Source organism: Rickettsia argasii T170-B (genome assembly GCF_000965185.1).
Lineage (GTDB): Bacteria > Pseudomonadota > Alphaproteobacteria > Rickettsiales > Rickettsiaceae > Rickettsia > Rickettsia rickettsii.
Window position 1 is genome coordinate 24049 of record NZ_LAOQ01000002.1, and the last position, 25206, is coordinate 49254.

Below are 25206 nucleotides of genomic sequence, written 5' to 3' on the forward strand. Positions count from 1 at the left end.
ACTATCTCTTTAAAAATTTATAAATATTTACCGTATCATATTATTATATTAGAAGAAATTAGTCAATGATCTTTTTTTATAGCAAATCTATTGTCGAATATCTATTAACACAAATATAATTGCATATTGAGTTACCGCAGCAAATATTGCGGCTAGCAAATCATCAAGCATAACGCCGATACTGCCCTTAATATTTTTGTCCAACCAATTAATAGGCCAGGGCTTTACTATATCAAAAAATCGGAATAGACAAAAAGGTAATACGAAAAGTAATATAATATTTATTGTTAGCGGACTAAAATATTTAATTAAATACGATTCATTAGCAAATAAAGCGGAAAAAAATACTAAAACAATAGTTAGCATTTGCCCTACTACTTCATCAATGACCACTTCTTTAGGGTCTTCTGAATTTGTATAATTTAAATATATTTTAGTAAAATAAGTGCCGAGTATTAAGAGTATCAAACATAGGCTAAAGCTTATAATAAATATACTGACAAGTTGAGCTTCACCGAGAGTAAGACTTAAGAAAGGAATGATTATTTTGTTATTAACAATAAAATATATTAAGAAATAAGTTAGAGGGAAAGCAGCAATCGATCCAAAAGTGCCTGGGCAGTATTTTATTTTTCCGATATAAAAAAAAGTAGCAAAAAATTCTGAAAATTGTTTTTTAGTTTTTTTAGTAAACATTTCTTTAATTATTTTATCCTAGATTAGAGCTATAATATCTTATATAATTAAATTTTAACTTATACAGCAAAAATATCATGGGAATGAGCTTTAGCCATTTATTAATAGTTTTATTAATTATTTTTGTATTATTCGGTGCTGGCAAATTACCGCAAGTCATGTCCGATCTTGCTAAAGGTCTTAAAGCTTTTAAAGACGGCATGAAAGACGACGGTAGTGATAATGATAAAAATAAATAATTAATCTTTAGTGTCCCTTTGTCATCCCGTGGTTTGACCAGCCTTGTTGCATGGCTTGAAAAACCTACTCAATGTCATTCCCGCGGAAGCGGGGATCCAGTACTTTAAAGCTTTTTTGAAAAGCTCGATTTGTTTCGCTTTACTCTGGATTCCCGCTTCCGCGGGAATGACATCCTGAACGTTCGTACAACACATGGTCAGGTCACTGAGTGACTAAGATACAACAACGTCCTAATTTCCTGAAACAGTAGAATATATCCCATTCTCTTTCCTAATAATATCATATCGTCTCTGAGCTACTCCATCGATGAAATAAATATTACCGGATAAACCTATATAAGGTTGTCTACTGTTCATTCTCTTTAAAAACCTTTCAGATGCAAATTCATTGCCTATATAGTTTGCAGTCATACGTCCTAAATCATAAGAAAGAAGATGCATGAAGCCTATATGGTTAATATCTAAGTCTTTTGCCCTATCCGGAACGTTGCTATTGAGTAAATTTAAAGAGCCAGTAAAGCTAATATCGATATTTTCAGGGTAATCGATATCAATACGATTATCACCAATTAAAATAGCCTTTTTATCTAAATTATATTTACGAATACTATCAGCGAGTAGGTTTAAATTTTTTGGATCATCTGATAGATAAATAACCGGTTTTGTCGTGTCGCTACGTTCATTTATAATATCGGTATTGTCTGAAATATTTCTTGCGGCTTTTGCTATAGATTCAGGATTATCCTCATAAAATTCAGTGCGTGATAATGATGCATTGTTCTGAATCAATATATTTTGCATTACTTGACTAATAGTTTGCGAATGCTTCCCTTTAGGTAATAATGCCATAAAATCTTTATGGTTGTTACTTGCGTAATAATTAATGATACGTATCAGTTGTTTTAAAGGTGCATGACCGAATACAAATAATTTATCTTCTGCAAGAGCCGGATTATTTGACATAGTTATTATAATAATATCATTTGCCTTTGCTTTTTCTGTTATTAGAGAGGTAAAGTTAGAATATAGAGGACCTAAAATAATCTTAGTTTTACGTGCTACTATTTTATCCATAGCGGCTAAAACGTTTTTTTCGTCTGAACCATCGTAAGAAGTAACATGTATGTAAGATTTGGTTCCGTCGTTAAGTCCCATTTTAATTAAATCTTTATATTGTTTCCCGACAATACTATCAGGACCCTGATTTGGCATTAAAATTGCAATCTCAATTTCTGTTTGTTCTTTTTTAGGCAAACTTATAGGTTCTGCTTTAGGAGTTTGACAGGACGTTAAATATATAAAGCAAAAAAATAATAGAACGATTCGTAGTTTATGTTTTATACTAGCCATAATGTTACTTAAAAATTAAAAAACTATGATTAGATATCTTTCCAAACCGGGATTATATATTGTTTCAACACCGATCGGTAATTTTGAAGATATAACGCTTCGTGCTATATCGACTTTAAAAAATTCGGATATTATCTTATGCGAGGATACTAGAATATCACAAAAATTGCTAGCAAAACATGACATTCATACAAAATTACAAATTTATAATGATCATAGTGACGAGAAAGATAGAGAAAATATCATAAGTTTAATAAGATCGGGCAATATAATAAGCTTAATTTCTGATGCAGGGACTCCTTTAATTTCCGATCCCGGCTATAAGTTAGTTAGAGGTATACGCAATCTTAATTGTTATATAGACGTAGTACCGGGGGTATCTGCACCGGTTACTGCTCTAACTTTATCGGCTCTTCCTACTGATCGATTTTTATTTCACGGGTTTTTACCTAAAACTATAGAAAGTAAGAAAAAGATTTTTTCTGAACTAGTAAATCTTAAGGCTACTTTGATTTTTTTTGAAACGGCCCCTCGTTTGATAAATACTTTATCGGTAGCTAAGGAAATACTAGGAAACCGAGAAATATGTGTAGCTCGTGAGTTAACTAAACTGTATCAAGAAATAAAAACAGGGGATATAGATGAAATAATAAAGTTCTATCAAAATAATATTTTAAAAGGTGAGATAGTATTGTTGATTTCAGGAAATATACAGGAACAAAACCAACACAAAAATTTAGAAAAATTTATAGAACTTTGCTTAAGTAAAAACTTAAGTAGCAAAACTACTACCGAACTTGTTTATGACAAATTCAAAGATGTTTATAGTAAAAAAGAGATATATAGATTGGTGAATAAGCAAAAGATTTAATATAAATTTATAGTAGAATATTTACCTCAGAATATGCTAAAATAAAGAGAAAAATCACATTCAGTAACATAATAATATGTCAAAAGTTAATCCTAGAGTAGATTTAGCGTTTAAAAAAATCTTCGGAGTAGAAGAGAATAAAGATTTATTGATATCGCTTATTAATGCGATAGTAAGTGAGAAAGATCAGATTGTAGAAGTAACATTACTTAAATCCGTATAATCCAAAGAATTTTAAAGCCGATAAACTATCTATACTTGATATAAAAGCCAAAAGTGAAAGCAGTAAAAGGTATAATATCGAAATCCAAGTAACCGATGAAGCGGATTACGATAAAAGAGCTTTGTATTACTGGGCGAAAATGTATACGGAGCAACTGAAAGAGGGATCAGATTATGCGGCATTAAATAAAACAATAGGGATACACATACTTAACTTTACCAGTATTACAGATACAGATGAATATCATAATTCTTTTCAGTTAAAGGAAATAAAAAGTGGTTTAGTATATTTTAAAGATATAGAGTTACATACGATAGAGCTTAATAAATTTGCTAAGAATCCTAAGGAGGAGTTATCTGATGTCGTCAAGAAAGTTAAAAATGCTTTAGATATATGGCTAGCATTTTTAACACGTAATGATTTATTAAATAAAGATAATTTACCGAAAGAATTGGATAATGATGTATTGAAAAAGCATTAACCGTGCTTGAGGTAATAAATTTAAATGATGCAGAAAGAGAGGAATATGAAAATCGTTTAGAGTGGTTTAGAATTGAAACTAGTGCTTTTAACAAGATGAAAGAGGCAGGAAGAGCTGAAGGCGAAGCTAGAAGAAATATTGAAATAGCAAAAGAAATGCTAATTGATAAAGAGCCTCTAGAAACAATAATTAAATATACTAAACTTTCAAAAGAAGAAATAGAAAAGCTAAAAGCAGAAATCGATAAGGCGGAAAAATAAAAAGTCATTTGCGATATATACTCCGAGTAAATGAAGAATCGGCAGACGACCCATTATAAAAAACAGTATATTTAGTTAGCTGAGCTGTGAGGACAGCCGCAACCTTTTTGAGGCTTATTGCTTTCTGCCGAATCTTTAAGTTTTTTACCGGCTGCCTGCATATCTTGACCTGCACCTTGCATTGTATTACAAGCACTTGTTAAGAAAGCTACAGCTACTAATATAGAAGTTATAAGTGCTGAACGCATAAATTTTACCTTTATCAAATTGAGCTTAGATATTATGAAGTAAGTAAAAAATTGTCAACTTGAAAATATATTAAAATTTAAAGTATTTGTATACATCACTTAGCCGTATCTTTATAATCACATAAGATATTTTGTTGATAAAATATTAATTTTTAGTATTTCTTTAAGAATTAATATTTAATAAGTATTTATAAAATGAAAGAAATCAATGATCAATTGAAAGAAGCACTATATTTTATGCAAGACGGTGTCTTAGATTGTACAAATTTAGAGGGAATAAGCTTACAAGAGATTTTTAATTTTCTGCAAAGTTCTTATATAGTAAAGGATACAATTATCGCTCTTGATATATCAACTTATGAACATTGGAAAGAAGTAAATGATTTTATTTTGCAATTAAATGATAATTCATCTTTTAAGTCCCAAACTATAGAAATTTATACCTTCTATAGATATATGGAAGATATTTTGAATTTAAGATTAAAAACAGGCATAAATATTACTAATCATACTGATGTTAATATGACAGATCGCAGAAAAGAGGCTTTATTAAAAAAATTCTTAGAGAGATTTAAAAAAAATAATTTTACTAAAGATGAAGAACAGTTAAGTCAATTTATAAAAGCTGTGTGTAAAGAAGCTAAAACCCCGGATGGAATCGAAATGCAATATGGGCGAGCTTTACAGCTTGGTTCTAAGTATAATTTCAGTAAAATAGATAAACAATATTCTGATTTACAGGGTATTTTTAAAAAGTTACAAGAGACACAAATACAAAAAGTAAATTCAGAAATTCATCATTATAAACAGGAAGATGATTTACATTTTTATATGGTAAAAGTTAACGGAGCGAATATGTCTGCTTGGCAAGATTTTTTGGGTAAGCAGAGTAGCTTTCAAAGTTCTTATCAAGGCAATGATCTGGTGATAAAAATTTTTGATAAGGGGAAGTATGCCTTTTCCGCTAGCTTAGATTATCATGATCAAGGCTTAACCGATGTATTATGTAGCCTTTGTTTCCAATAAAATATGACTCGCGTGATACTTCATCTATAGAGATGTTTATAACCATGCTGACTTCTCAAAATTCAAGCTTTATTTCGCATTCTGGTATAGCAAGACTTCCAATATATCAAGAAAAACCTTTTATTATAAAACATAAAAATCTTGCAGTTAAACTTCATAGTTTTATTGCCGCCTATGTCAAAGATATTTATTCTAATAAAAAAGAATATATGATTACTGTACCGGTAAAGGAAATGACACAAATAATTTTTAAAGAATATGAGAAAAAAGGAGTTTTAGATAAAATATATATAGGACATCAGCAAGAAAATTTAGATAATAAACAAACTCCTATAAAACTTATTGAGGATAATGACAAAACTTTATTTAGTCTTTATGATAAAAACTGTAATATATTACATGAATTAACTAGTGCACAAATGGAAGGAGAATTCGCTTGGTTTTGCAAACATCTGTATCTATTCAGGGGGCAAGGTAAAAGGTGCACCGTTCGTTACTTGTCATTTAGAAACATTAGCAACACTTGATCCTAAACCTAATTCTATAGAACATGAAGATTATTCAGAAATAATTGGTAATTTATAAGATTTACTATAACTCTTATTTAAGGTTAAAATAATAATCGCAATACTCTTTAATAGGGCAGATGTCGCAATCGGGTTTTTTAGCTTTGCATATATATCTGCCGTGCAGAATTAGCCAGTGATGGGCATGCTTTAGCCATTTTTTATCGATAATCTGCAGTAGCTCTTTTTCTACTATTTCAGGAGTACCGCCTTTAGCAAGCCCGATTCTTTTGGCTAATCTAAAGACATGCGTATCAACTGCCATTGTAGGCATGCCGAATAAGCAATTTAGTACAACATTAGCAGTTTTTCTGCCAACGCCCGGTAGTTTAATTAATGCCTTAAAATCATTCGGTACTGAAGCTTGATAATTGCTTATCAATATTTTACATAATGCGATAATATTTTTTGCTTTGTTGTTAAATAGTCCGATAGATTTTATATATTTTTTAAGTCCTTCTTCGCCGAGTTCTAAAATTTTTTCTGGTGTATCATAAGTTTCAAATAAAGATTTAGTTGCTAAATTTACTGAGATATCGGTGGCTTGAGCAGATAATATTACCGCTACTAATAAGGTAAAATCATTCTTATATATTAATTCGGTTTTCGGATTTGGATTATTCTTGCTAAAAATCTCAAAAATTTTATTAACTATTTGTGCTTGCATATATTGCTATAGAAAGTATATTTTAGAAGATAAATTATTGAGTCTTAAAATGCTAGAAAATAAAAATTTTAAATTTATAGAAAATGAAATAAAAAATAATAAAGTAGTATTGTTCATGAAAGGTACTAAAAAGTCGCCTACATGCGGATTTTCAGGAACCGTAGTAGCTATTTTGAATAAATTAGGTGTAGAATTTCGTGATATTAATGTACTTTTTGATGCTGAATTACGTGAAGATTTAAAAAAATTTAGCGATTGGCCGACATTCCCACAATTATACATTAACGGAGAATTAGTCGGCGGGTGTGATATTGTTAGAGAGTTATATCAAAGTGGAGAACTTGAGAAGATGTTGAAAGCGTATACTCGGTGAATTTCAAAAATTGGCGTAGTCGTCTAGCAAGTTCTGCGGTGCTCACGTATTCAGTATACGCTCCTCGCCTTGCAGACTCCTTGCTCTTTTTGAAATTGACCTTCGTATACTACTACTCAACCTTAATATTTTAAGTACATAAACATATAAAAACATGAGCAAATATTTAGAATACCCCGAAGTAGAAAGTAAAGAGCAGCCGCCGAAGAAGCTAGTAGTATTACTGCACGGTGTCGGCTCGGACGGACATGATTTAATAGGACTTGTGCCTTATATCAAAAATTATTTACCCAATTGTCATTTTATTTCCCCGCATGGTATCGAGGCTTATGATATGATGCCTTATGGTAGACAATGGTTTAGTTTGCAAGACCGCGGCCCGCATATTATAGCAAAGCTAATTGCAAATAATATTTCTAAGGTTGAAGATATAATAAAGCAAAAGCAGGACGAGTTAAATCTAACCAACAAAGATACTATCATTATTGGCTTTTCTCAAGGTACGATGATAGGGTTATATTTAACACTAGTTCAAAAAGAGCCGTTTTTCTGTACTATAGGTTTTTCGGGTGCATTAATTCCACCTATGGAAGTTAATAATAAGCTTACTCCTATATGCTTGATTCATGGGGAATTAGATGAGGTGGTCGGTGTTAGCGAGATGTATAATGCTTCAAACTATTTATCTAAGCTGCATATAGAGCATAGCGGACATAAATTAACGTCTCTTGCTCATTCAATAGATGGACGGGGGCTTGAGATTGCGATTAATTTTATAAATAACCGTCATTGCGAGCAGCCGTAGGCTGCGTGGCAATCTTAGGATTTTGGTATGAGATTGCTTCGTCAAAATTTTCAATTTTTCCTCGCAATGACGATTAGATATCCACACAACAAAACCAAAAAAATATGAGGATGAATGAATATTTTTAATAATAATTTACACGCAACGGATAAAGAGATTAATGAAATAATAAAGCATGAAAAGCTACGTCAAAGTAGCGTAATCGAGCTTATTGCATCAGAAAATTTCGTAAGTCCTGCTGTGCTTGAAGCTCAAGGGTCGCTTCTGACTAACAAATATGCCGAAGGATACCCAAGTAAGCGATTCTATAACGGTTGCGAGGAAGTAGATAAAGCTGAAAATTTAGCTATAGAACGAGTAAAAAAACTCTTTAACTGCAAATATGCAAATGTCCAACCTCATTCAGGATCACAAGCAAATCAGGCTGTATATCTTGCTTTATTACAGCCGGGTGATACGGTTCTTGGTATGTCCTTGGATAGCGGTGGGCATCTAACGCACGGTGCAGCTCCTAATATGTCCGGTAAATGGTTTAATGCTATTTCTTATAGCGTAAATAAAGAGACTTATTTAATCGATTATGATGAGATTGAACGCTTAGCGGATTTGCATAAACCAAAATTACTTATAGCCGGTTTTTCTGCTTATCCTCGTAATATTGATTTTGCAAAATTTAGAGAAATCGTGGATAAAGTAGGAGCTTACTTTATGGCAGATATTGCTCATATTGCAGGACTTGTTGCCACAGGTGAGCATCAAAGCCCTATTCCTTACGCTCACGCTGTTACCTCTACTACTCATAAAACACTTAGAGGTCCAAGAGGCGGTTTAATTTTATCTAACGATGAAGAGATAGGTCACAAAATAAATTCTGCATTATTTCCAGGACTACAAGGTGGTCCGTTAATGCATATAATCGCTGCAAAAGCCGTAGCTTTTTTAGAAAATTTGCAGCCTGAATATAAAAGTTATATTCAGCAGGTAATCAGTAACGCTAAAGCTTTAGCAAGTAGCTTGCAAGAAAGAGGATATGATATATTAACAGGTGGTACCGATAATCATATTGTTTTAGTGAATTTGTGTAAAGACGGAATCACGGGTAAGCTTGCAGCAAATTCTTTGGATAGAGCAGGGATTACGTGTAATAAGAATGCTATCCCGTTTGATAAAACTTCGCCTTTTATCACTTCAGGTATTCGCCTTGGTACTTCCGCATGTACTACTAGAGGCTTTAAAGAAAAGGATTTTGTATTAGTCGGTCATATGGTAGCAGATATTTTAGACGGCTTAAAAAATAATGAAGATAATAGCGATCTTGAGCAGAAAGTATTAAATGAAGTGACAAAATTAATTAAATTATTTCCGTTTTATGGCTAATTTAAATAAACGACCTGATTGGATAAAAGTAAAAGCTCCTAATTCTACAGAGTACTATAATACAAAAGATTTAATAAAGAATCTGAGGTTAAATACTGTGTGCGAGGAAGCTGCTTGTCCTAATATTGGTGAGTGCTGGTCAAAAAAACATACAACTGTGATGATTTTAGGTTCGGTTTGTACTAGAGCCTGTAGGTTTTGTAACGTTAAAACGGGTAGACCGGATTTACTTGATCCGCATGAACCGCAAAGGTTAGCGGAGGCGGTACAAAAGCTAAATCTTAAGCATGTAGTAATTACTTCCGTCGATCGTGATGATCTTGAGGATGGCGGAGCTTCACATTTTGCGGAGTGTATTAGCGAAATCCGAAAATCATCGCCAAATACTACTATTGAGATTCTAACACCCGATTTTTTAAGAAAAGAAGGAGCAGCTGAAATAATAGCAAACGCAAAACCTGACGTTTTTAACCATAATGTCGAAACAGTACCGTCTTTATACAAAACGATTAGACCGGGGGCTAGATATTATAATTCTTTAAGCTTACTTCATAATATCAAAAAATTATCTCCTGAAATTTTTACAAAATCTGGTATGATGGTAGGGCTTGGGGAAGAAATAAATGAAGTATTACAGGTTATAGATGATTTAAGAGAAGCAAAGGTTGATTTCCTAACTATCGGGCAGTATCTGCAGCCTACCAAAAATCATGCTGAGGTCGCAAAATATGTTACGCCGGAAGAGTTTAAATATCTAGAGCGAGTCGCAAAAACAAAAGGATTCTTGATGGTTTCGGCAAGCCCGCTAACCCGTTCTTCATACCATGCCGATGAGGATTTTCAAAAATTAAAAGAGAATTACCAACAAAAACTGGTGTCTTAAAATATCATCTTATTGCCTGTGTGGTCAGTTTTCATAGCTATTATCTTTGTTTACTAAAGTAAATAATCCTCATGTTGATTAATTTATATATATGATATCATACGTGTATACGAGTATTTTATGCAGAAGAAATTGACAATTACTATAGATTAAGCGGTTTATTATAGGTTTTATTCTGTAATAGGTGAACGTAAAATTAACAAATTTATTGAGCAACTTGTTAAAACCTTATGTAATTAATAAGGAGCTTGGAGCCGCTTACAAAGCCATGGCTCAAGATACAAAAGCTGAGGAGAAGGCCAATGAGTGGGTAGAAGGGTTAATAGAACGCGATTTTTATGAAAAGAGCTGAGGTATGGTAGTCGACTTTAATCCTTTGTTAGGTGGAAAGTCGCTAAGGTAAGACCGGCAATGATTACTCAAATGCTTAATTAAATCGTGTTCAAGTAATACCTTTAACTAGTAACATCGATAAATGCTATCCTTGTGAAGCCTACGTAATGATAGGTAGCAAAAAAGGTAAAGCCATGACTGATCAAATAATGACAGTAAGCAAATTAAGATTAAAATCTAAAATTAACGTTATCTCTAATGAAGATATACAGCTTTTAAAATATGTTCTTAAATTACAGCTAAGTCTATAACGACTATTTATTCAATATTTGGTACAATGATAAACGTAGAAATTGTAAGAAACTACAACAAATGGCGTGAGCATAAGCAGATAAATAAGAGTTTAATCAAAAAAATAACTCAAAATATTTTATTGCGGTTTGATAATTTTAGTAAAATAAAACAATTTGAATTATCAATTTTACTAACAAATGCTGCAGAAATATTGACCTTAAACAAACAATTTCGTAATATAGAAAAAGCTACTAACGTTCTTTCTTTTCCAAGCAACGAATTAAATTGGCAGGATTTATATTCTAAACTTGAATTTTTAGGTGACTCTGATTATATGCATTTAGGTGATATAGCATTTTGTTATGAGGTCATATATAATGAATCGTGCGAGCAGCACAAAACTTTTGAGAATCATTTTATTCATCTTTTAATACATAGTATTTTACACTTAATTGGTTTTGATCATCAAAATGACACAGAAGCAAATATTATGGAAAATCTAGAAATTGAAATATTATCATATTTCGGTATTTTCCCCCCTTATTAACTAAATAAAAAAATTTATGTTAAAATCTTCAAAAAAAGAAGATTCTAGTAAAAAAAATCAAAATAATAAGTTAATTTTTACTGTACGAAAATTATTCTCTCCGATAAAAAATTTTTTTAGAAAAACAAAAACGCCCGATAATTTTTTTGGTGTCATAAAACGCCTTAAAATTAATAGCCAAAAAATGACTTTAGACGAGCGTAATATTTTAGCTAATTTATTGGAGCTAGAAGATAAAACTATTGAAGATATAATGGTACCGCGTTCCGATATTGCGGCAATAAAATTAACTATGAATCTAGAAGAATTAAGTGAGTCTATTAAGTTAGAAGTCCCACATACACGAACTCTTATATATGACGGTACTTTGGATAATGTAGTAGGGTTCATTCATATCAAGGATTTATTTAAAGCATTGGCTACAAAGCAAAACGGTCGTTTAAAAAAGCTTATACGTAAGCATATAATTGCAGCTCCTTCTATGAAATTATTAGATTTGCTAGCAAAAATGCGTCGTGAGAGAACACATATTGCAATAGTTGTTGATGAGTATGGCGGTACTGACGGTTTAGTTACTATTGAAGATCTTATAGAAGAAATAGTAGGACGAATAGATGATGAGCATGATCAGCAATTAGATAGCGATAATTTCAAGGTTATTAATAACTCAACAATTATTTCAAATGCACGTGTTGAAGTAGAAGTGCTTGAAGAAATAATAGGAGAAAAGCTACAAAATGATTATGATGAGTTTGATACGATAGGTGGATTAGTATTGACTAGAGTCAGTAGTGTTCCGGCTATCGGTACTAGAATAGATATTTCAGAAAATATTGAAATTGAAGTTACGGACGCAACTCCTCGTTCTTTAAAACAAGTCAAAATTAGACTAAAAAACGGTTTGAATGGTAAATGAATACGAATTTAGAGTCGGTGTGTCCTCTAAATTCGTTAAAAATATTTTATTATTATATTTCAGCTTGTGCTTCATTTTCTATCAATTCCATCGGACTTTCTTGCGAAGTTGCGTCTGTATAATGCTCATATGCTAGAATTGCTCCCATTGTTGCTACTACATCGGCACCACATTTGAGAATAAAAGCCGGAGATTTAAGTAAATCACCTGCTATCACATAAATTCCAACAGCACATGCTCCTACTACTGCAATCTTACTATACCAAGGGGGTGGTACCATCACTTCTAAATAACTCGACTATTTTGTTAAGCATAAAAATAAACCTAATTAGTTAATATTAAATTTTAGTTATGCGATATATAACTAAATATTAACTAATTGTCAATGATAATTACCATGAAACATGGACAATATAATTTTATGACATTATTTTCATTTGACTTAGCAGAGAAATTTGAGTTAAATATCGAAGCTCTATACATAAAAAATTATCATTATGAATGAATTACATATTAAACTACAAAATTACAGTAGTACATATCCTGAAGAAATTGTTACAAAAACAAAAATGCTTGAATTTTTAAATGAATATGAAAACCCTTTTAGCTGAGATTTACAAATAGGACATTTCACTGCTTCGGCTTTTTTACTTAATAATGATAAAACTAAATTTTTATTGATGCACCATAAAAAGCTTGATAAGTGGCTTCAACCAGGCGGTCATTGTGATGGAGATAGTAATATATTAAATGTAGCGGTTAAAGAAGCTATAGAAGAATCTGGAATTAATGAAATCAAAACGATAAATAAGGAGATTTTTGATATAGACACCCATTATATTCCGCAAACTCATAAGGAGCCTGCTCATTATCACTATGATGTACGATTTTTACTAAAAACAGTAAATAATGATAATTTTATAAAAAATAACGAATCGAATGAACTTAAATGGTTTAACTTTTCTGATTATTCAAAATTAGATATTGAACTAGAACGTTCCGTTACTAGAATGATAGAAAAGTTTATGACAATTAACCATCCTGCTTGTTAAATATAAATTATTGCCCTATAATAAATAGCGTTTTTTAAATAAAATGTAAATCAAATGCCATCATCTAGAATTTTTTCATTCCGTAGTAAGAACAAGGAAGATAATACTCCAAAAAACCTAGAAATTATGCATCCAGATTCAATTAATGAGAACAGACATCCGAACTCTCTAGCAGGCGAAGTTGTTACTATTAAACTTAAGGATCAGCCTCAGCCTCATAATTTTATAAAGAGTGAAAAAGTTACCCTAACTTCATTTAAACTGCCTTCTTCTCAAATAAAGACGAATTTGATCCTATCTTAAAAGATGTTGAAAATATCTTAAAGGATTTTGAGATTTTCTTATTATAGAGACTAAAGCTTTAGGAGAGATTGATTCATAGTAACATCGATAGTTTTATGCTGTAAGGTTCCTAGCTAAAAAGGGCATTACCCGCGTGGATCAAAAAACACGTTCAGTGTCATACCGTGGTCAAGCCACGGTATCTTGGTCACAGACTGTATCCTTAGATCCCGTGATCAAGTCGCGGGATGATAATAATTTATTTTATGCTATTTTTTGATATTCACAATATATTTTTCTTACTGCATAAATCCATGCTAAGCATACAAAAGTAAATACAAGCATTAGAATTGGTGAGATTAAGGTAAAAGTAGCGGTTGGAACTAAAGTAAAAATAATAGATTGCACAAGACCGCTAGAGGATTTGCCGACTTTTGCACTTATCACGTCAACCGCAGCTTTGCCTTTGGTTTTAAGCTCCTCATCAAGAGGGATATATAACATTTCTCTTGAAGTATCCCATATAGAATATTTAGTACCTTTAGCTAAAATATTTTGAATGCCACCGATTGAAACGGCAAGAGCAAGAGGTGACATTAAAATTGCTCCATCAAATAATGATAAAATTTGTTGGTCAAATACGATAAGTACAAAGAACAAAATGCCGGTCACCATTATTATAATCGGTGAAATAACTGCTGCTACAAACCAGTTGTGCATACGCATAATGTTATTACCGATGATGGTCATAACCATTATTGCCACGCCTGTCCAAAGTATATACAGACTGTTAAATTCAGCATAGGTATTTACAGTCGGATATAATTCCTTAATTTTTGCTTTCCATACGGCTTCGACTAAGTTAATAGCAAATCCGAAAGCTGCCGAACAAATTAAAAGTAGCCATAAATATTTTGATTTCGCAATATATTTAAAGCTTTTAATTAGCCCCATACGTTCTGAAGTTGAGCTACCGCTTTTTGCTTTAGCATAAAATAACGGATTAGTAAAAACGTTCTTGCTAATAAATCTAACTAACAAACAACAAATAATAGCAACAATTGACACAATTGTCGTGGATACTTGAACTAAAGTGATTTTACTATCCGAAATACTCATAAACTTCTTAATAATAGTATCTTCCGATGATAGATTCATCATTAAAAAGCCAACTAATATTAAAGAAGAGTTGCCGAATAGCGAAAAGAGAGTATAAAATCTTTTTGCTTCTTCGGTAGTAGTAAGTTCATTAGCAAACTGCCAAAATAATAATACGTAAAAAATATTAGGCCAAAGCTCGGCAAGACTATAATATACTATATAACCCCAATTACCTACTAATGAGATATACCACTTAAAATGAGGATAACGTTCCATCCAGTCAGCTAGATTATCGGGATGTATATGAAAAATATGAATATTAGGATAAATTACAAAAGTGAATAAAACAAAAAAGCTGATAAAAAATGCACTTAAATAATAAAAGATCTTTTCAAAAGTAAGATAATTAATCATTTTAGCATAAATAATCACGAATAAAGCAGCGGCAGGCGTAACGCAATAAACTTTAGCAAAACCTGCTATTTCTGCACTAATCTCGGAGATTAAAATACTATCTTTTAAGATTCGTAAAACATTTTGATTAAACAAAATACAAAACATTAAGGTACTCATCGGAATAAACTTTCCGAGTTCGTAATTATGCACAGGCCAAAATGCCGCTCTGAATTTGTTTTTAAACGATCGTGATGAGGTACTTAGCATTATAAATCCCTAAGGACAAAAAAAAAACTTAAGCACTTCAAGATTTTATGTATTTCCCCTAAAACTTTAGAGCCTATATACTTGTTATTACATTCTGAAGGTGCTGAACTTATACAATATATTTAGCCTTTTGTCAAGAATTACTAATATAAGATTAGATACTCTCAATGCCTAGATAGTAATAAACTACAGGAATATTTTGACCTTTATAATAATTATACAAAGACACATAATTTAGGTAATAAATATTTAAAATTAGGTAAAATAGTAATGCAAACAGAGCATTATAGGGTGTTGTATTACTCGGTGTTATCCCGTGGTTTGTCCACAGGTTCCAGTAAAAATAAATTAAAAATGGATTCCCGCTTTTGTGAGAATGACAAAGGGGAAGTCGGGAATGACATAGAAATAAATCAGGATGACATCAAAACTTTCCTAATCATCCTCTCTATCTTCAACTCACTGTTAGCTCGTGACAAAAGTTTTATTGAAAATTTGAGAAGTTACGGTGAAGTTTATTTAATAGATTGGCTAGAGATTGAGGAACCTAGACGACTATGTGCATAAAATAATCGAAGTAATAGATAATTTGAAAATTAAATACATTAATTTAATAGGTCATTGTATCGGCGGTAACCTTGCGATAGCTACAAACGTACTTATGCCTAAATTTATCAAAACTCTGACTTTACTTACCTGCCCGTGGGATTTTTCTCATTTTTTCTATATAAGAATGTTGTATCAATATTTAAAACTAGATAGTGGCATAGACAATTTACCGATAATTACTAAAATTCATATTCAAATTTTATTTTTTCTTTTATTCCCTGATTATTTCAATGCTAAATTAAAAAAATTTTTCTCTATAACTTCCGATAAGGAGCAAGAATTAGCATTGAGAATAGAGAATGGGCTTATGTCAGGTAAAATAGTATATCTAAGGAGATTTATAATCAAATTACACAAAATATATTAGATGAAAATATGTTTATAAATCTTAAATGGAAAATCGATAATTTTATTATTGATCCGAGTTTAATTCATTGTCCTGTATATATAGTAGCAGCAGAAGATGATCAAATAGTACATAAAGCTTCTATTTTACCTTTGCAAAAATTATTAAAAGCTCTAAGCTTATAGATGTAGCAGGCGGACATATTAGTTATTTAATAAATGATAAACTAGATAAATTGTTTAAGGAGTACACATTATGACAAAACCGGTTTATATAACTTATGCGAAAAGGACTGCTTTCGGCTCGTTTATAGGTAGCCTTAGTACAACAGCTGCACCTATGCTTGCTGCTCATTTAATAAAGGATATACTGCAAAACAGCAAAATCGATCCAGCTTTAGTAGGTGAGGTAATCCTTGGACAGGTAATAACCGGCGGTAGCGGGCAGAATCCGGCGAGGCAAACTCTGATTTATGCGGGAATACCGAAAGAAGTGCCGGGCTATACGATTAATAAAGTATGTGGCTCAGGTCTTAAAAGCGTAGCACTTGCAGCAAATTCAATTATGACGGGTGATAATGAAATAGTTATAGCAGGTGGGCAGGAGAATATGTCGCTCGGTATGCACGGTAGCTATATCAGAGCAGGAGCTAAATTCGGCGATATTAAAATGGTTGATCTAATGCAGTATGACGGATTAACCGATGTATTTTCAGGAGTATTTATGGGTATTACAGCCGAAAATATCTCGAAACAGTTTAATATTAGCAGACAACAGCAGGACGAGTTTGCCTTAAGCTCTCACAAGAAAGCAGCTAAAGCACAGCTAGCAGGAGTTTTTAAAGATGAAATCTTACCTATCGAAGTAACGATTAAAAAAACTACTAGTTTGTTTGATCATGATGAAACAGTAAGACCTGATACCAGCCTTGAAATTCTGAGTAAATTACGTCCTGCTTTTGATAAAAACGGTGTAGTTACAGCGGGTAATGCTTCCGCTATTAATGACGGTGCGGCATGTCTTATGGTAGTTTCCGAAGAAGCTTTGAAAAAGCATAATTTAACGCCGCTAGCTCGTATTGTTTCTTATGCTTCAGCCGGTGTTGATCCAAGTATTATGGGTACTGCCCCTGTTCCTGCATCCAAAAAAGCTTTAAGTAAAGCAGGTTGGAGCGTTAATGATTTGGAAGTTATCGAGGTTAATGAGGCGTTTGCCGCTCAAAGTATTTATGTAAACCGTGAAATGAAATGGGATATGGAGAAGGTTAATGTTAACGGTGGAGCAATAGCAATCGGTCATCCGATCGGGGCAAGTGGCGGACGTGTACTGATTACTCTGATACACGGCTTACGAAGAGCTAAAGCTAAAAAAGGCTTAGTTACTTTATGTATCGGTGGCGGTATGGGTATGGCTATGTGTGTTGAAGCGGTTTAAATGTGCATTTGACTATATAGGCATTAATTGCTTTATTTGCTAAAGAAGAAAGTTGTATTCATCTGAATTAACTATAGTTCATTATAATATATATCTGATCTAATATCTCTACAACCTAATAATGCATCATTACAACGTGTTATTGTATTTATAAACTCATGAAAGGTAGAAAAATGAGAGAATGCCTCCGGTTCATAACTCTCCCAATAATTTTCTGCTTCTTCTATATTATTACAAACACGCTTTAGTTTTTGACCAAAATATTTAGGAATATTCCCTAAATTTTTTGCCCAACTCCATACCATAAAATAGTTAGGATTAAAATCAGTAGAATCTATAAGAGGAGTTAGTTTAAAATGCTTCAATAAATTAGAAAAGTTATTTATGAGCTTATGAGAGGCTAACGCTTCATTGGGTATATAATTCTCATCATCAAATTGATGAAATATTTTTAATCTTTTTAGGCATATAGGTATCTCTTTTGCAAGTTCCATATAACGGAGAAGATTAGAAATTGGGTATTATAAAAGGTATAAGTTTGATTGCTTTTAAGCCATTCCTGGTCATTATTTATTATTTGTGCATCTTCAATTGGATATTCATCATTCCCATTAATTAAACAAGAGAATATATAACTTAAGGTAGCTAATTGCATACTTGGTGACCAGTTTATAGGATTCCAAGAAGACCAAATGCTAGACACTATATATTTAATAATTTCCTTATTATTTTGCATTTATTATATCCTATTTGGATAAAATCATTAATAATTTGGTGATAATTGTGTTAATTATACACATCTTTATATGCTATAAATAGTAACATTAAAAAGTTGTTTACTTATTCTAGTTTCATACTTAGGATATTTCTATTTTAAGTGTAAACTTCTTTTGATGTACAATCAATCTGATGAACAAAGCAAATCTATCCTCAGTGTATGGAAGATTATTGAAGTACTAACTCCTAATAAAAACGAAAATTTAAATAGATATTTTGCAATTATTAGAGAACATACCGATAAAAAAGGCAGTTTTAGTTGCAAACTGGATAAGAAAGAAACACTTTTTTCTTAAAAGATGCTTAGTTTGAAAAACTGGATAAAACAAAATTCGGTATTGATCTTGAAAAAAATGAAGTAGCAGTTCATTGGCATATTTATCTCGGTTATTTAAAACGGTCGGAAGCTGCACTTGATATTTTAAAGAAAATCCACAATATAACTAAATTAGATCAAGAGTTCTTAAATGATTATAATAACCATCAAGATAAGCAAGAGCAACCGACAAACACCTATTGCTGGTTTAACTATAGATGAAAACGGTAAATATATTGAAGGATTTATGGTTGTCTACTGTTGCTTATGTTCTCGGTAGAATCATGAGAGAAGAGTTCCAAGAAAAAGAATTAAAAGATTTACCAAATTTTGTAGATAATAATAACAGCCTAATAGAGGAAGTATTTTCAGAAAGTGAGAGAATATATTTTAAGGATAAAAAGCAAGATTCTTGAGTTAAAACTCTAGATTTAAAAATGATTAATCTTATGATTGATCTTGTAGTACAGAAATTAGAAATTGACAAAAAATATTTATTTAGCCGCTCTGAAATATGTGTAAGAAGAGTTACCTCGCATAAAAAGAAAAAAGATAAACCGGTAATTTATAATTTTGCCACTCCTTCCTTAGAAATGTTTAATAGTTTTTTTCTAAGACCATTAGATTTTGTACGAAGTAATATAGAAAAATTTGACTCGGAATCAGCAATTGCCAAATATCTCGGTAAAGAAGATAAGCCGGGTTCCATAGATGTTTTAAAGCATCAAGAAAGTCTACAAGAACTGTTATCTCCATTTATGATGCAACCGACGCGTTGGTGTTCATCGCCGAGTCACTCTCTTTGCGGCACTGCAAGCTGCTGCGATTAATTTGGTATTACCCTCTTTTTCAGGAAAGCTTTTTGCTGTTAATGGTCCGCCTGGTACAGGTAAAACCACTATACTTTTTGATCTTATAGCAAATATCTATGTAGATCGTGCTTCATATTTAGCAACTTTAGAAGATCCTAAGGACGGGTTTCAAAATAAAAAATCTTCCTTACATACACCAAATTTTGATTATCATGTTAATTCTTTAAAAACGGAATTACAAACTTACGGTATGGTTGTTGCATCATCTAATAACAATGCCGTTGAAAATATATCTAAAGAAATATCGTTATATAGTAAAATAGATAAGCTATATTTTAAATAACTTTTATTGAAAGAGGAAAAAGAGAAAGATAGGGGTATATTTGCTGCGGTGCTCGGTAATCATGGAAATAAAAAGAGATTTTCAAATAAGTTTTGGAAATATAAAGATGAAGAAGAAAACGATGATAAGAATGATGAAAAACATACAATACTGCAATATCTTAATCTGCTAGTTAATAATAAATGTAAAGATAAATCACCTGCACATTTTAAACCTGAATATTGTAATTCTATAGATGAAATTAATAATGAATGGAAAGAAGCGTGTGCTGATTTTAACAATTTATACAGTGAAATTCATGAAGTTTATGAAAATATTGTATCAATTTAGGAGTGATATATGCAGAAAAAAAGAAGAGCAAAATGAGTTAGAATTAGAGCTTGATTATAAAAGCTCTAAAATACTTGAAATTGATTGTGAAATAAAATTATTAAATTTGGTTTTTTTGAAAAAATTCATGCATTTTTTAAAACCGCAAAATACAATTCTTGCTATGAGCAAAAACGGGATTTAATTAAGCTAAAAAATAAATCTTCAAAAGAAATTGACCAGATAAAAACTGATATTAAGAATATTAAAGCTGCAATTAAGAAAATTGAAGCTTCTGTAGAAGAAATAAAACAGCTTAACGACTATATAAGCTTGGCTATCGTAAGTTTAAAAGATAAATATTTCAATATTAAGGATTTTGAAAAAGATATATTTTGGAAAAATTGGCAAGAAAATTTTGAAGATTTAAATAAAGTCACTCCTTACTTTGATAAAGAGTTTGAAAAATTAAGATCAAAATTATTCATAAGTGCTGTAAGATTACATGAGATATTTATAAATGCTAATGCTGATAATTTGGGGCATAGCCTGCAATATTTCTTTGATATGGCAGTGCATTCATCGGGTGACCCTAAGATAAACAAAATTGCTTGGCAAAATTTCTTTATGGTCATACCTGTTGTGTCTACAACTTTTCACTCATTCGATAAAATGTTGGCAACATCCGAACATAATGAAATTCCTTGGTTATTTATTGATGAAGCAGAGCAGATACCGCCACAATACGCAGCTAGTGCTATTTAAAAATCAAAAAAAGTTGTAGTAGTCGGTGATCCGCTGCAAATAGATCCTATTTCTATATTAAAGCAAGATTTAATGCAAGATTTAATGAACAAATTATAACATTTTAAGGTTTCATATCCTGAGTGGTCACCTTCGGAAGTTTCATTGCAAAACCTAGCTGACCGTAATTCTTTATATCAAACAAAAATAGATGATATTACGGTTGGTTTCCCTTTATTAGTGCATAGAAGATGTCAAAATCTGATGTTTAAAATATGTAAAAAATAGCTTACGGTGACAAAATGATTTTTGCTACCTCTGACTGTAACTCTGATATTAGAACGATTTTAGGTACTTCAAAATGGATAGATATGAAAGATAATAAGGTTCAACGTTATAAATATGAATCGGAAGCCGAATTTCAAAAATTACTAGAGTTATTAAAACCAAGTATTAAAAGAGAAAAAAGGGGATGATTTGCTCAAACAAATTTACATTATTACAATGTATAAAGATTACAGCGAATCTATTCGTAGAAAATTGAATGAAATAATATGACGATTCAAGATATGAGAAAACAATTCAAGCATTTGGATATAAAAATATCGGCACTATTCATGCATTTCAAGGCACAGAAAACGATACGGTAAAATACTACTAGGAGCTCAGCATCCTCTTGATAAAGGTGCAAGAAATATAATGACGCAAAAGCCAAACGTCTTAAACGTCGGTATTAGCAGAGCTAAAAATAACCTTTATATTATCGGTAGCCTTGAGATTTGGCTGAAACATAAATATATGCCGGAAATCTATAATATGCTTGGTGATAAAGATTATACTTAGATAGCACTACAAGAATTGGCTAACTGTACAGACTGGCGGAGAGAGAGGGATTCGAACCCTCGATACGGTATGACCCGTATAACGGTTTAGCAAACCGCCGCCTTCGGCCACTCGGCCATCTCTCCGGTTATGGCCTTACTTTATATCATCTAATAAGCAAAATTTCTAGAATTATTTTATAATTTTTCTAACTCAATATAATCATTTCCCGGCTTTACGGAATTGCTCATAATCAAAGCTTCCTTATCACACCCGGGTAGCCCTTTAAAGTCCATATACCAATAACTAGGTAAATCATCCCAACTACGGAAATATTCAATAAAATATTCAATATATTTGTAAAACTGTTTAGCCTTGGCTTCGATAGTTTTAATATCCGTGTTATCATCACAAATATCAAATAATTTCTGATATTTAACTAAAAATCTATTCCAAGTTATTGCTTTAAGATTGAAACTCTTATAGTCTTTTGGTTGGCATTCGGGAATATATTTTTGTAACGGTACTAAAAAATTGAGGTTATCTAAATTTTGATGAAAATTGTGTAATTCTTCAAAATATGCAGCCATAAAAATGATTGTACACTGAGTAATAAGAAATCTACAAAATAAAATTGATAAATAAATTTGATGATATTTGAATATCTGCTACTAACTCGCTGTCTAGTTTTCTAATATCATTTACTATATCACCAATATATTGTAACTCTTCATCCGTGTGATCTACATATTTAATATTTAAATCTTCAAAGGTAATAACTTTACCTTTGGCTATTTTATCTATTATTGTATAGTTTTTAATTATAGGTTCTTTATAATTAGCAATAATATAAATTTCCGGATTATATATATCTTTGAAGTTATTTCGCAGCATATTTTTTACTGCTTTTACCGTATTTTGATTTAGATAATCAAGCTCTAATATATGAATATTGGTAAGTAATAAACTTGCATGATCTATTTTATTAAAAGGAGCAACATACCATGGATATTCACCTTCTTTAATGTCTTTTTGGATAAGAGCAATTTTTTTATAACATTCTTCTTTTAAAAATGTATCATTAGTATCTGTTAAGGCTAAATTTTAAAATCCTCTATTACCTTGTCTAAATAGCTCTGCCAATCACTAGTGAATAATTCTAGCAATTGCTTAAAAAAACTAAAACTAATTTGCATATAATAATATTAAGTTAATTTAAAAACTTTATGAATCAGAAGTTATTAGAGACAGTTATTGACTAACGTTATCTAAACAATGCTGTAGTTCTTCTAAATTACTTATATTACTTAACTTATATGGATAATTAATTTTCCGGAGCATATTTGTTAGTACGCTTCCTGCCCCTATTTCTACTATATGAGCGATTTCTAATTTGTGAAATAGTTCTAGAGTTTCACGCCATCTAACTCGCCCGCATATCTGAAGCATTAAATTTTGTTTGATTTCTGTAGGATCTAGAGTAGGTTTTGCGGTATAATTTTGGATTATCGGTATCAGAGGTTTATTAATTACAGCTTTATCAAGAGCTACTCGCATTTTTTCTTCTGCCGGTTTCATTAAGCTACAATGAAATGGAGCACTGACTTTCAGCTTTATCGCTTTATAACCTAAATCTTTAATTATACTAATAGCATGATCTATAGCTGTGGTCTTGCCGCTAATAACTATTTGTCCTTCAATGTTATCGTTGGCAATTTGGCATAAATTTATTTTATTGATCTCTTCTAATATTTCTTCAAGTTTTTGAAGCGGAATATTGATACAAGCCGCCATGCTTCCCTCACCTTCAGGACATGCTTCCTGCATAGATGTACTACGTATATGAAGTAGTTTTGTTGTTGTCTCAAGGTTAATACTTTCGGTGCTACATAAAGCACTATATTCACCTAGCGAATGACCGGCAGCATAATCGCAAAGACTATCCAAACTTTTACCGGTTTCAGCTTTGATAATATTTATTATTGCCATAGATACTGCCATTAATGCCGGTTGTGTGTTAGTGGTTAAGGTAAGTTCTTCAGAAGGTCCATTAAAAATTATATCGGTGAGTTTTCGGTTTAGTACTTCATCAACGATTTGAAAAGTTTCTTTGGCGGGTTTAAAATTATCATAAAAATCTTTTCCCATGCCGATCAATTGCAACCCTTGACCGGGGAAGATAAAAGCTGTTTTCATATTTTGTATTATCGATTGAGTTTATTAATAGATTTTATTAAAATTTTCTAAAATAGTCAAATTATTTTAAGCATTTTAAAACTGTTTTTCAATTGTTACGCTATATATAATTTTTACAAAAGTATTAATTTTTCTTAGCTCTATAACTTGATTACTTCCAACTAGTACTATAAATTAAACTAAGAAAATATAAACAAGGAAATTAGTTATGAAGTTAAAAGAATATTTTAAAAAGTTAGAAAGTACAGCTTTTGGTCCGTGGCTTGCTGCATTAAAAAAATTATTGAGTAAAGAGGCATTAGAAGAGGAAATACTGAATATAAAACTAAAGGAATCTGAAAAGCAAGAGGTTAATAAAAAAGATTTAGTTATTTTATCTAATAATGTTATTGAAATTGAACAAAAAGATACAATAGAGCATGAAATTTCAAGAGTTAACCAATAAAAATATAGGTTTGGTATTGACTCTAATTACCAATATTCAATTAGAAAAATTTGCAGAATTTATCTATAATTTACCGAAAAAAACATAGTGAATTTAAGGATTACTTTCGTAGTGAAGAACAAAAAGATGGGTTTTTTAAAGAAGATTCTTATAAAAAAGTTGTTAATAAAGGTAAATTAGTTGAAAAATTCCAAAACTCATATAAATATAATTATGAAAAAATAGAACAAAATGTTCATGAATTACAAGCTTATTTAGATTTATATGAATATAATTGTGGTATTCTTAAATCTGATTTATTAGGGCATGATCATTATCATAATGCATAAATTATTATGCTATCTATTTTATAAGTAGCGGTTTCAATAAAAATCTTATTAATTTTCTTATGACAATATCTATAAATGATTTAAATTTAAGATATAGGAGTTAAATTTAAATAAAAAATATTTAAGTTGAAATTTAAATAAATGTTACTACTATTATGTAGTATCTAACTAAATTCTGTGAAATTAATGATGTTTGATCAGTTAAATATCTTATATCTTATGTTAATAAGTATTTTTATTTTTCTTGTTGTAGTTGTTATTTCTAAAATAATAAAGTATAAACAAGCCTTAAAAGAAAAAAATTTAAGTATTATTCCTTATTACCTTTTTCATAAGCATAATGCAGGGATGGTAATTGTTTAACCTTTCTATTTTAATTCTTGCTTTATTTTCAAAGAAACTTTCTAAAATTTTTAACATAAGACGCTATTTAAATATATGTGCGTCTTAATAGTATATTATATTTAATAT

The 25206-nt window shown here is 31.1% G+C and carries 39 protein-coding genes, 1 tRNA gene and 2 pseudogenes; 31 read left to right on the forward strand and 11 right to left on the reverse strand.

The genetic code is table 11. The annotated features are described in order from the left end of the window. Positions 1–87 precede the first annotated feature (87 nt). Positions 88–696 carry a phosphatidylglycerophosphatase A gene (locus tag RAT170B_RS02445; RefSeq protein WP_045805542.1) on the reverse strand — a complete coding sequence of 203 codons (609 nt, stop codon included), beginning with the start codon at positions 694–696 and terminating at the stop codon, positions 88–90. Positions 697–773: 77 nt separating this feature from the next. On the opposite strand from RAT170B_RS02445, the gene RAT170B_RS02450 reads away from it, so the two are divergent. Then, a complete protein-coding gene (locus tag RAT170B_RS02450; protein WP_004997483.1) occupies positions 774–935 on the forward strand; it encodes a Sec-independent protein translocase subunit TatA in 162 nt (53 codons plus the stop codon). Between the two features lie 231 nt (positions 936–1166). Here the strand turns inward: RAT170B_RS02450 and RAT170B_RS02455 are convergent, their stop codons facing one another. After that, entirely contained in the window at positions 1167–2285 is a 1119-nt protein-coding gene (locus RAT170B_RS02455; RefSeq protein ID WP_045805543.1) for a penicillin-binding protein activator, read from the reverse strand. Positions 2286–2310: 25 nt separating this feature from the next. Here RAT170B_RS02455 and rsmI point away from each other — a divergent pair, with 25 nt between their 5' ends. The 4 genes from rsmI (at position 2311) to RAT170B_RS11175 (ending at position 4120) form a co-directional block, all read left to right on the forward strand. Further along, positions 2311–3156, forward strand: a complete 846-nt coding sequence (rsmI, locus tag RAT170B_RS02460; RefSeq protein WP_045805544.1) for a 16S rRNA (cytidine(1402)-2'-O)-methyltransferase — start codon at positions 2311–2313, stop codon at positions 3154–3156. A gap of 76 nt (positions 3157–3232) precedes the next feature. After that, positions 3233–3379 (forward strand): PD-(D/E)XK nuclease family transposase, encoded by a 147-nt coding sequence (locus tag RAT170B_RS09615; protein WP_109559318.1) that lies wholly within the window; start codon positions 3233–3235, stop codon positions 3377–3379. A 40-nt stretch (positions 3380–3419) separates the two neighbouring features. Next, positions 3420–3860, forward strand: a complete 441-nt coding sequence (locus RAT170B_RS11170; protein WP_261368686.1) for an Rpn family recombination-promoting nuclease/putative transposase — start codon at positions 3420–3422, stop codon at positions 3858–3860. A gap of 2 nt (positions 3861–3862) precedes the next feature. Further along, positions 3863–4120: a hypothetical protein gene (locus tag RAT170B_RS11175; protein WP_082068638.1), complete on the forward strand. Its 258-nt coding sequence runs from the start codon at positions 3863–3865 to the stop codon at positions 4118–4120. A 71-nt stretch (positions 4121–4191) separates the two neighbouring features. Here the strand turns inward: RAT170B_RS11175 and RAT170B_RS02475 are convergent, their stop codons facing one another. Further along, the gene (locus RAT170B_RS02475) at positions 4192–4368 is read right to left on the reverse strand and encodes an entericidin A/B family lipoprotein (protein ID WP_012151273.1); all 177 of its coding nucleotides are present in this window, start codon (positions 4366–4368) and stop codon (positions 4192–4194) included. A 195-nt stretch (positions 4369–4563) separates the two neighbouring features. Here RAT170B_RS02475 and RAT170B_RS11180 point away from each other — a divergent pair, with 195 nt between their 5' ends. Next, positions 4564–5394 carry a hypothetical protein gene (locus RAT170B_RS11180; RefSeq protein ID WP_261368650.1) on the forward strand — a complete coding sequence of 277 codons (831 nt, stop codon included), beginning with the start codon at positions 4564–4566 and terminating at the stop codon, positions 5392–5394. Then, positions 5382–5921: a hypothetical protein gene (locus RAT170B_RS02490; protein ID WP_014014751.1), complete on the forward strand. Its 540-nt coding sequence runs from the start codon at positions 5382–5384 to the stop codon at positions 5919–5921. The genes RAT170B_RS11180 and RAT170B_RS02490 overlap by 13 nt, the downstream gene beginning before the upstream one ends. A gap of 73 nt (positions 5922–5994) precedes the next feature. On the opposite strand, the gene nth is transcribed toward RAT170B_RS02490, so the two are convergent. Next, entirely contained in the window at positions 5995–6627 is a 633-nt protein-coding gene (nth, locus tag RAT170B_RS02495; protein WP_014014750.1) for an endonuclease III, read from the reverse strand. A 49-nt stretch (positions 6628–6676) separates the two neighbouring features. Between nth and grxD the strand changes: the two genes are divergently transcribed. From grxD to tlyC, 8 genes are all read left to right on the forward strand, one after another. Further along, entirely contained in the window at positions 6677–7000 is a 324-nt protein-coding gene (grxD, locus tag RAT170B_RS02500) for a Grx4 family monothiol glutaredoxin (protein ID WP_045805644.1), read from the forward strand. A gap of 154 nt (positions 7001–7154) precedes the next feature. Continuing rightward, positions 7155–7805, forward strand: a complete 651-nt coding sequence (locus RAT170B_RS02505; RefSeq protein ID WP_014014748.1) for a hydrolase — start codon at positions 7155–7157, stop codon at positions 7803–7805. 114 nt (positions 7806–7919) lie between these two features. Then, a complete protein-coding gene (glyA, locus tag RAT170B_RS02510) occupies positions 7920–9182 on the forward strand; it encodes a serine hydroxymethyltransferase (protein WP_045805545.1) in 1263 nt (420 codons plus the stop codon). Continuing rightward, positions 9175–10065: a lipoyl synthase gene (gene lipA / locus RAT170B_RS02515; RefSeq protein ID WP_014014746.1), complete on the forward strand. Its 891-nt coding sequence runs from the start codon at positions 9175–9177 to the stop codon at positions 10063–10065. Before glyA ends, lipA begins: the two co-directional genes overlap by 8 nt. 208 nt (positions 10066–10273) lie before the next feature. After that, entirely contained in the window at positions 10274–10417 is a 144-nt protein-coding gene (locus RAT170B_RS12360; RefSeq protein ID WP_261368651.1) for a hypothetical protein, read from the forward strand. A 97-nt stretch (positions 10418–10514) separates the two neighbouring features. Continuing rightward, positions 10515–10709, forward strand: coding sequence for a type II toxin-antitoxin system PemK/MazF family toxin (locus tag RAT170B_RS02520; protein ID WP_082068639.1), 195 nt, complete (start codon positions 10515–10517; stop codon positions 10707–10709). Positions 10710–10735: 26 nt separating this feature from the next. Continuing rightward, positions 10736–11239, forward strand: a complete 504-nt coding sequence (gene ybeY, locus RAT170B_RS02525) for an rRNA maturation RNase YbeY (RefSeq protein WP_010977713.1) — start codon at positions 10736–10738, stop codon at positions 11237–11239. Positions 11240–11255: 16 nt separating this feature from the next. Next, entirely contained in the window at positions 11256–12155 is a 900-nt protein-coding gene (gene tlyC / locus RAT170B_RS02530; protein ID WP_045805546.1) for a hemolysin C, read from the forward strand. 52 nt (positions 12156–12207) lie between these two features. On the opposite strand, the gene RAT170B_RS02535 is transcribed toward tlyC, so the two are convergent. Further along, a complete protein-coding gene (locus RAT170B_RS02535; protein ID WP_045805547.1) occupies positions 12208–12435 on the reverse strand; it encodes a hypothetical protein in 228 nt (75 codons plus the stop codon). Positions 12436–12652: 217 nt separating this feature from the next. Between RAT170B_RS02535 and RAT170B_RS02540 the strand changes: the two genes are divergently transcribed. Genes RAT170B_RS02540 through RAT170B_RS02550 form a run of 3 tightly spaced genes read left to right on the forward strand, consistent with a single transcriptional unit; the run spans position 12653 to position 13510 of the window. After that, positions 12653–12766, forward strand: a complete 114-nt coding sequence (locus RAT170B_RS02540) for a hypothetical protein (protein WP_014014742.1) — start codon at positions 12653–12655, stop codon at positions 12764–12766. A gap of 9 nt (positions 12767–12775) precedes the next feature. Next, a complete protein-coding gene (locus RAT170B_RS02545) occupies positions 12776–13207 on the forward strand; it encodes an NUDIX hydrolase (protein ID WP_077181656.1) in 432 nt (143 codons plus the stop codon). Positions 13208–13261: 54 nt separating this feature from the next. Beyond that, complete coding sequence (locus tag RAT170B_RS02550; RefSeq protein WP_261368652.1) at positions 13262–13510, forward strand: hypothetical protein; 249 nt, start codon at positions 13262–13264, stop codon at positions 13508–13510. Positions 13511–13753: 243 nt separating this feature from the next. On the opposite strand, the gene tlc5 is transcribed toward RAT170B_RS02550, so the two are convergent. Beyond that, positions 13754–15253: a GTP/GDP exchange transporter Tlc5 gene (gene tlc5, locus RAT170B_RS02555; protein WP_045805548.1), complete on the reverse strand. Its 1500-nt coding sequence runs from the start codon at positions 15251–15253 to the stop codon at positions 13754–13756. 153 nt (positions 15254–15406) lie between these two features. On the opposite strand from tlc5, the pseudogene RAT170B_RS12075 reads away from it, so the two are divergent. Together RAT170B_RS12075 and RAT170B_RS02565 are read left to right on the forward strand one after the other, a co-directional pair. Beyond that, positions 15407–16467, forward strand: a pseudogene (locus RAT170B_RS12075) (alpha/beta fold hydrolase). Beyond that, on the forward strand, positions 16464–17642 hold the full coding sequence (locus RAT170B_RS02565) for an acetyl-CoA C-acetyltransferase (protein ID WP_014014737.1): 1179 nt from the start codon (positions 16464–16466) through the stop codon (positions 17640–17642). The pseudogene RAT170B_RS12075 and the gene RAT170B_RS02565 overlap by 4 nt, the downstream one beginning before the upstream one ends. Positions 17643–17713: 71 nt before the next feature. On the opposite strand, the gene RAT170B_RS02570 is transcribed toward RAT170B_RS02565, so the two are convergent. After that, a complete protein-coding gene (locus RAT170B_RS02570) occupies positions 17714–18136 on the reverse strand; it encodes a hypothetical protein (protein ID WP_014014736.1) in 423 nt (140 codons plus the stop codon). A 399-nt stretch (positions 18137–18535) separates the two neighbouring features. On the opposite strand from RAT170B_RS02570, the gene RAT170B_RS08350 reads away from it, so the two are divergent. The 9 genes and pseudogenes from RAT170B_RS08350 to RAT170B_RS11215 all read left to right on the forward strand — a co-directional run bounded on the left by RAT170B_RS08350 (position 18536) and on the right by RAT170B_RS11215 (position 21786). Further along, on the forward strand, positions 18536–18715 hold the full coding sequence (locus RAT170B_RS08350) for a hypothetical protein (RefSeq protein ID WP_082068640.1): 180 nt from the start codon (positions 18536–18538) through the stop codon (positions 18713–18715). A gap of 20 nt (positions 18716–18735) precedes the next feature. After that, a complete protein-coding gene (locus RAT170B_RS12080; protein WP_082068653.1) occupies positions 18736–18957 on the forward strand; it encodes a hypothetical protein in 222 nt (73 codons plus the stop codon). Beyond that, positions 18954–19151, forward strand: a complete 198-nt coding sequence (locus tag RAT170B_RS02580; protein ID WP_045805549.1) for a hypothetical protein — start codon at positions 18954–18956, stop codon at positions 19149–19151. The genes RAT170B_RS12080 and RAT170B_RS02580 overlap by 4 nt, the downstream gene beginning before the upstream one ends. A 33-nt stretch (positions 19152–19184) precedes the next feature. Further along, complete coding sequence (locus RAT170B_RS11200; RefSeq protein ID WP_261368655.1) at positions 19185–19565, forward strand: hypothetical protein; 381 nt, start codon at positions 19185–19187, stop codon at positions 19563–19565. A 1-nt stretch (position 19566) separates the two neighbouring features. After that, positions 19567–19890, forward strand: coding sequence for an AAA domain-containing protein (locus tag RAT170B_RS11205; RefSeq protein ID WP_261368656.1), 324 nt, complete (start codon positions 19567–19569; stop codon positions 19888–19890). Positions 19891–19896: 6 nt separating this feature from the next. Beyond that, positions 19897–20220, forward strand: coding sequence for a hypothetical protein (locus tag RAT170B_RS02590; protein WP_045805550.1), 324 nt, complete (start codon positions 19897–19899; stop codon positions 20218–20220). Positions 20221–20326: 106 nt separating this feature from the next. After that, positions 20327–20619: pseudogene (locus tag RAT170B_RS12085) on the forward strand (hypothetical protein); the annotation flags it as partial. A 626-nt stretch (positions 20620–21245) separates the two neighbouring features. Beyond that, a complete protein-coding gene (locus RAT170B_RS10315) occupies positions 21246–21419 on the forward strand; it encodes a hypothetical protein (protein WP_167310028.1) in 174 nt (57 codons plus the stop codon). Between the two features lie 223 nt (positions 21420–21642). Then, positions 21643–21786 (forward strand): DNA2/NAM7 family helicase, encoded by a 144-nt coding sequence (locus RAT170B_RS11215; protein ID WP_016770345.1) that lies wholly within the window; start codon positions 21643–21645, stop codon positions 21784–21786. A gap of 33 nt (positions 21787–21819) precedes the next feature. Here RAT170B_RS11215 and RAT170B_RS02610 read toward each other — a convergent pair. From RAT170B_RS02610 to fabD, 4 genes are all read right to left on the reverse strand, one after another. Further along, positions 21820–21911, reverse strand: a tRNA-Ser gene (locus RAT170B_RS02610). A gap of 51 nt (positions 21912–21962) precedes the next feature. Then, positions 21963–22355: a hypothetical protein gene (locus tag RAT170B_RS12090; protein ID WP_014014730.1), complete on the reverse strand. Its 393-nt coding sequence runs from the start codon at positions 22353–22355 to the stop codon at positions 21963–21965. 31 nt (positions 22356–22386) lie between these two features. After that, the gene (locus tag RAT170B_RS02620; protein ID WP_045805645.1) at positions 22387–22659 is read right to left on the reverse strand and encodes a hypothetical protein; all 273 of its coding nucleotides are present in this window, start codon (positions 22657–22659) and stop codon (positions 22387–22389) included. Positions 22660–23016: 357 nt separating this feature from the next. Continuing rightward, a complete protein-coding gene (fabD, locus tag RAT170B_RS02630) occupies positions 23017–23961 on the reverse strand; it encodes an ACP S-malonyltransferase (protein ID WP_014014728.1) in 945 nt (314 codons plus the stop codon). A 208-nt stretch (positions 23962–24169) separates the two neighbouring features. Between fabD and RAT170B_RS02635 the strand changes: the two genes are divergently transcribed. Both RAT170B_RS02635 and RAT170B_RS02640 read left to right on the forward strand, forming a co-directional pair. Continuing rightward, a complete protein-coding gene (locus RAT170B_RS02635; protein ID WP_261368658.1) occupies positions 24170–24406 on the forward strand; it encodes a hypothetical protein in 237 nt (78 codons plus the stop codon). 50 nt (positions 24407–24456) lie between these two features. Then, entirely contained in the window at positions 24457–24735 is a 279-nt protein-coding gene (locus RAT170B_RS02640) for a hypothetical protein (protein ID WP_045805552.1), read from the forward strand. Positions 24736–25206 lie beyond the last annotated feature (471 nt).

Bases quoted from the DNA above. Each gene is read 5' to 3' on its own strand.
- RAT170B_RS02445 (WP_045805542.1), bottom strand. From the start codon at position 696: ATGTTTACTAAAAAAACTAAAAAACAATTTTCAGAATTTTTTGCTACT.
- RAT170B_RS02450 (WP_004997483.1), top strand. From the start codon at position 774: ATGGGAATGAGCTTTAGCCATTTATTAATAGTTTTATTAATTATTTTT.
- RAT170B_RS02455 (WP_045805543.1), bottom strand. From the start codon at position 2,285: ATGGCTAGTATAAAACATAAACTACGAATCGTTCTATTATTTTTTTGC.
- rsmI (WP_045805544.1), top strand. From the start codon at position 2,311: ATGATTAGATATCTTTCCAAACCGGGATTATATATTGTTTCAACACCG.
- RAT170B_RS09615 (WP_109559318.1), top strand. From the start codon at position 3,233: ATGTCAAAAGTTAATCCTAGAGTAGATTTAGCGTTTAAAAAAATCTTC.
- RAT170B_RS02475 (WP_012151273.1), bottom strand. From the start codon at position 4,368: ATGCGTTCAGCACTTATAACTTCTATATTAGTAGCTGTAGCTTTCTTA.
- RAT170B_RS11180 (WP_261368650.1), top strand. From the start codon at position 4,564: ATGAAAGAAATCAATGATCAATTGAAAGAAGCACTATATTTTATGCAA.
- nth (WP_014014750.1), bottom strand. From the start codon at position 6,627: ATGCAAGCACAAATAGTTAATAAAATTTTTGAGATTTTTAGCAAGAAT.
- grxD (WP_045805644.1), top strand. From the start codon at position 6,677: ATGCTAGAAAATAAAAATTTTAAATTTATAGAAAATGAAATAAAAAAT.
- RAT170B_RS02505 (WP_014014748.1), top strand. From the start codon at position 7,155: ATGAGCAAATATTTAGAATACCCCGAAGTAGAAAGTAAAGAGCAGCCG.
- glyA (WP_045805545.1), top strand. From the start codon at position 7,920: ATGAATATTTTTAATAATAATTTACACGCAACGGATAAAGAGATTAAT.
- lipA (WP_014014746.1), top strand. From the start codon at position 9,175: ATGGCTAATTTAAATAAACGACCTGATTGGATAAAAGTAAAAGCTCCT.
- ybeY (WP_010977713.1), top strand. From the start codon at position 10,736: ATGATAAACGTAGAAATTGTAAGAAACTACAACAAATGGCGTGAGCAT.
- tlyC (WP_045805546.1), top strand. From the start codon at position 11,256: ATGTTAAAATCTTCAAAAAAAGAAGATTCTAGTAAAAAAAATCAAAAT.
- RAT170B_RS02535 (WP_045805547.1), bottom strand. From the start codon at position 12,435: ATGGTACCACCCCCTTGGTATAGTAAGATTGCAGTAGTAGGAGCATGT.
- RAT170B_RS02540 (WP_014014742.1), top strand. From the start codon at position 12,653: ATGAATGAATTACATATTAAACTACAAAATTACAGTAGTACATATCCT.
- RAT170B_RS02550 (WP_261368652.1), top strand. From the start codon at position 13,262: ATGCCATCATCTAGAATTTTTTCATTCCGTAGTAAGAACAAGGAAGAT.
- tlc5 (WP_045805548.1), bottom strand. From the start codon at position 15,253: ATGCTAAGTACCTCATCACGATCGTTTAAAAACAAATTCAGAGCGGCA.
- RAT170B_RS02565 (WP_014014737.1), top strand. From the start codon at position 16,464: ATGACAAAACCGGTTTATATAACTTATGCGAAAAGGACTGCTTTCGGC.
- RAT170B_RS02570 (WP_014014736.1), bottom strand. From the start codon at position 18,136: ATGGAACTTGCAAAAGAGATACCTATATGCCTAAAAAGATTAAAAATA.
- RAT170B_RS08350 (WP_082068640.1), top strand. From the start codon at position 18,536: ATGTACAATCAATCTGATGAACAAAGCAAATCTATCCTCAGTGTATGG.
- RAT170B_RS02580 (WP_045805549.1), top strand. From the start codon at position 18,954: ATGAAAACGGTAAATATATTGAAGGATTTATGGTTGTCTACTGTTGCT.
- RAT170B_RS11200 (WP_261368655.1), top strand. From the start codon at position 19,185: ATGATTGATCTTGTAGTACAGAAATTAGAAATTGACAAAAAATATTTA.
- RAT170B_RS10315 (WP_167310028.1), top strand. From the start codon at position 21,246: ATGATTTTTGCTACCTCTGACTGTAACTCTGATATTAGAACGATTTTA.
- RAT170B_RS11215 (WP_016770345.1), top strand. From the start codon at position 21,643: ATGACGCAAAAGCCAAACGTCTTAAACGTCGGTATTAGCAGAGCTAAA.
- RAT170B_RS12090 (WP_014014730.1), bottom strand. From the start codon at position 22,355: ATGGCTGCATATTTTGAAGAATTACACAATTTTCATCAAAATTTAGAT.
- RAT170B_RS02620 (WP_045805645.1), bottom strand. From the start codon at position 22,659: ATGCTGCGAAATAACTTCAAAGATATATATAATCCGGAAATTTATATT.
- fabD (WP_014014728.1), bottom strand. From the start codon at position 23,961: ATGAAAACAGCTTTTATCTTCCCCGGTCAAGGGTTGCAATTGATCGGC.
- RAT170B_RS02635 (WP_261368658.1), top strand. From the start codon at position 24,170: ATGAAGTTAAAAGAATATTTTAAAAAGTTAGAAAGTACAGCTTTTGGT.